This window comes from Streptomyces flavofungini (assembly GCF_041028215.1).
Lineage (GTDB): Bacteria > Actinomycetota > Actinomycetes > Streptomycetales > Streptomycetaceae > Streptomyces > Streptomyces flavofungini_B.
The window spans coordinates 1-2,799 of the sequence record NZ_JASKYR010000911.1 but is presented as its reverse complement, the minus strand read 5'-3'; the positions used below and the strand labels follow the sequence as shown (position 1 = coordinate 2,799).

At 72.2% G+C, this 2,799-nt stretch carries 2 protein-coding genes; both read right to left on the bottom strand.

Annotated features, from left to right (window positions below; genetic code table 11):
* The coding region (locus AB8Z36_RS36440) for a condensation domain-containing protein (protein ID WP_369217676.1) at nucleotides 1–1,355 on the bottom strand (1,355 nt) is incomplete at its 3' end.
* Nucleotides 1,352–2,799 (bottom strand): condensation domain-containing protein (locus AB8Z36_RS36435; protein WP_369217675.1); only part of this gene is annotated, 1,448 nt, incomplete at its 5' end. The genes AB8Z36_RS36435 and AB8Z36_RS36440, both read right to left, overlap by 4 nt.

Sequence of the window (2,799 nt, the reverse complement as noted above, 5' to 3'; positions counted from 1 at the left end):
ACCGGGCGCCGGGTGTCGTTCCACTCCACGAGGATGCGGTGCCGCTCCTCCGCCGACAGCACGGACAGCTCGCCGACCGGCTGCTCCGGGTCGTCGGCGATGGCCTCAAGCACGCGTACGAACCAGTCGCAGTACCGCTCCGCCTCGTCCCGCCCGAAGAGGTCGGGGCGGTAGTCGAGGCGGATGCCGAGCGCCTCCCCCGGTGTGCAGATCAGCGACAGCGGATAGTGCGTGGCGTCGAAGCCGCCGACGTCGACGCAGATGGCGTCGCCCAGCCGGAGCGCACCGGCCGTCGGATAGTTCTCGAACGCCGTGGTGGTGTCGAAGAGGCTGCCGAACCCCGCGCGGCGCTGGATCTCGGTGAGCCCCAGATGGTGGTGCTCGAAGAGGTCGAGCTGCGCGTCCTGCACCCGTTCGAGGACATCGGCGATTGAGTCGGCGGGATCGGTGCGCACCCGGGCGGGCAGGGTGTTGATGAGCAGGCCCACCATCGATTCGATGCCCTCGACGTCGGCGGTCCTGCCCGACACGGTCATGCCGAAGAGCACGTCGTCCCTGCCGGTCAGGCGGCGCAGGACGAGGCCCCAGGCCACCTGCGCCACGGTGTTGAGCGTGACCCCGCAGTGCCGGGCGCGCTCCGCGAGGGCGGCGCTCCGGTCCGGGGACAGGGTCCGCAGCACGCGCCGCGGCACCACCGCTCCCCGCCCCGTCGCCTCCGGCGCGACGAGCGTGGGCTCCTCGATGCCGGACAGCGCCTCGTCCCATGCCGCGTGCGCCTCGTCCGGATCGGTGTCCGCGAGCCAGTCCAGGTAGGCGGTGTAGGTGGGCGCGGGGGCCTCGTCCGCCTGCCGGGCCCCGTTCTCGTACACGTCGATCAGCTCGTCGAGGAGGACGGAGGTGGACCAGCCGTCGAGCATGATGTGGTGGTTCGTCAGCGCGAAGCGCCAGCGGTCCTCGGTGAGCCGGATCAGCAGGAAGCGGATCAGTGGCGGGCGCCCGAGGTCGAAGCGCCGCAGGCGTTCCTCCCGCGTGACCCGGTCGGCCTCCGCGCGCAGCGCCTCGGGGTCCTCCCCGGTCAGCTCGACGACCCGCAGGTCGAGCGGCGGATCGGGGACCACGAACCGCACGGGCTCGCCCGCTGCGTCGGTACGGAAGCCCGAGCGCAGGCTGTCGTGCCGACGCTGCACCGCCTGGCAGGCGTCGGCGAGGGCGGCCGGATCGATCCGGCCGTCGAAGTCGAGCGTCAGTTGGGTGGTGTAGATGTCCTGGCCCTCCACGTCGAACGCGGTGTGGAAGAACAGCCCCTGCTGGAGGGGCGCGGGCCGGGTCTCCCGTGGGGCGTCGGAGGTGGTCATGCGGTGGCTCCCTGCTCGTCGGCTCCTTGCTCGCCTCTTCCGGCCTCGTTCTCGTTCGCGTGTGCCGTCAGGGCGGCCAGGGCCTCGAACCACAGGTCGGCCAGCTCGGCCACCCGCTCCTGGGTGAGCAGGCCCGTCGGGTACGCCCAGGTGACGTGCAGTTCGGGGCCGTTGTCCTGGACCATGGTGACGGCCGAGATCTCCAGCAAGTGGGTCTGCGGCAGCTCGGGGTCACCGCCGCCGCCGACGGCCCYGCCCTCGTCCCCGGAGACAAGGCCCCAGTCGGTGCCTTCGGGGCGGTCGAACCTGCCGAGGTAGTTGAACATGACGTGGGCTCGGGGCAGTCGTGCGAGGGCGGGCCCCGTCTCGGGGTTGAGGTACCGCAGCAGGCCGTAGCCGAGGCCCTTGTCCGGCATGGTGCGCAACTGACCGTCCACGGCTCGCAGCGCGGCGTCCGGATCGTTCTCGGGGCCCGCGAGGCGGACGGGGAACATGCTGGTGAACCAGCCGACGGTCGCGGACAGATCGAGATCGTCGGCGATCTCCTCCCTGCCGTGCCCCTCCACGTCCACGAGGAACGGGGCGTCCGGGTCGGGGACGTGCCCGGCGCGCCAGCGGCGTACCGCGTGGCCGAGGGCCGTGAGCAGGACGGCGTTGATTCCGGTGCCGAGCGTGCTGGGCACGTGCGTCAGCAGGCGTTCCGTCCGGTCCGGGGGCAGTACGCGGGTGACGGTCGCCTGGGTGCGCAGGACGTCACGGTCCTGGGCGAGCGCGGTGCCCGGGAGGAGGTCTTCGGCGCCGTCCACGAGGCCGGTCCAGAAGGGGAGTTCTCCGGTCCGCGCCAGTGCGTCGCGGGTCAGCAGCTCGCCCCACTCCGCGTAGGAGACGCCTGCCTCGACTTCCGCCGCACGGAGATCGGGCGCCGACTCCCACGCCGTACGCAGGTCCTGGAGCAGGATGCGCCAGGAGACGCCGTCGACCACGAGGTGGTTGATCATCAAGAGGAGCCGTCCGGCGCGACCCGCTCCGGCGTCGAACCAGACCGCTTGGAGCATGTTTCCGCGCTCCGGGTCGAGCCGCCGCCGCGCCGCGTCCGCCTCTTCGCGAACGAGCTGCGCCAGCCGCACCGCGTCGCGCCCCGCGGCGTCGACGCGCACGACGTGGTCTGCGGCGCGTACGGCGTCCCGCGGCAGCACGTCGAGGTGCCAGTCGGCGTCGCGCCGCAGCCGTATGCGCAGGGCGTCGTGACGGTCGAGTACGGCCTGAACCACTTCTCGCAGCCGCGCCATCCGCACCGCGGCCGGTGTCCTGACCAGCACGAACTGATGAAACCCGGCAACCGGACCACCACGATCCCGCTGCCACTGAATGATCGGCGTGAGGGCGACATGCGCGAGTGCTCCGTCTTGGGTGGGGGTGGCGGCGCCGGTCACTGGGTCGACGG